This window comes from Actinoplanes sp. NPDC051633, assembly GCF_040681735.1.
Lineage (GTDB): Bacteria > Actinomycetota > Actinomycetes > Mycobacteriales > Micromonosporaceae > Actinoplanes.
Genome location: NZ_JBFAZH010001750.1, coordinates 1 through 1,159 on the forward strand (window position 1 = coordinate 1; position 1,159 = coordinate 1,159).

The following is a 1,159-nucleotide window of genomic DNA, read 5'->3' on the forward strand; positions in this document are numbered from 1 at the left end:
GCTCGACGTCTTCGTGTTCGCCAGCCGCTTGGCCACCCCGTGCGTGGTGGGCCCGGCGAGCCCGGCGGCCGGCCGGATGCCGTACCGGCTCTGGAACTTCTTGATGGCCTTGCAGTCGGTCGCGGACTGCTTTCCGTCCACCTTCACCGACCCGAAGCCGCCCAGCTTCTTGAGGTAGCCCTCGACCTGCTTCTGGTACTTACCCGTCGCGCACGACGCCGCGGCGGCCTTGGCCACCACGACGACCCCCGTCGTGACGCGCGGTGCGGCCTGCGCCGGCGAGCCGGCCACCGCCACGCCCGAACCGACGGTCACCGCGGTCGCGATGGCGCCGATGCGCACGATTGTCCGCTGGACTCCCAATTCTTCCTCCCCAGGAATGCGTGCAGACATGCAAGCACACGTACGCCCGAGGTGCCGTCATCCGGATAGCCATGGCACGAAACCGGGACCGGGAGAATCGTTACGCGGAAGATCCCTGGTAATGGTTGCGTAACCTGCACGATCCCTTTTGACTATGCGCGGTGAGGCTTCGCTCGGTCACGGTGTGTCAAGGGACCTGAGCGACAAGGAAATGAGGAGATCCATGTCAATACACTCCGTGGGATCGCGGTGGCGAGCCGCGCTCGCCGGCACGGCGGCGGTCGGGCTGACGCTCGGCCTCGGCGCCTGCGGCGACGGCGGCGACGACGCGGGCGGCGACGACACGCCGTCGGCTGCCGCCATCGACTGCGCGCAGTTCACCAGCTTCGGTGACCTCAAGGGCAAGACGGTTTCGGTGTACACCAGCATCGTCACGCCGGAGGACAAGCCGCAGATCGACTCGTACAAGCCGTTCGAGCAGTGCACCGGAGTCACGATCAAGTACGAGGGCGACAAGGCCTTCGAGACCCAGGTCCTGGTTCGCGCGAAGGCCGGCAACCCGCCGGACATCGCGTACGTGCCGCAGCCTGGTCTTCTGCAGCAGCTGGTGGCCACCGGCAAGGTGGTCGAGGCTCCGAAGGAGACGTCCGACAACACGGACAAGTTCTTCGGCAAGGACTGGAAGGCCTACGGCACCGTCGACGGCAAGTTCTACGCCGCGCCGCTGGGTGCCAACGTGAAGTCGCTCGTCTGGTACTCGCCGAGCGAGTTCAAGGACGCCGGCTACACGATCCCG

General features: G+C 66.7%; 1 protein-coding gene and 1 pseudogene. One reads left to right on the top strand and one right to left on the bottom strand.

Annotation, left to right across the window (positions count from 1 at the left end):
* Positions 1–342: pseudogene (locus AB0M20_RS44880) on the bottom strand (murein L,D-transpeptidase); the annotation flags it as partial.
* Between the two features lie 244 nt (positions 343–586).
* Here AB0M20_RS44880 and AB0M20_RS44885 point away from each other — a divergent pair.
* Positions 587–1,159: extracellular solute-binding protein (locus AB0M20_RS44885; protein ID WP_364307723.1), on the top strand; the 573-nt coding region annotated here is incomplete at its 3' end.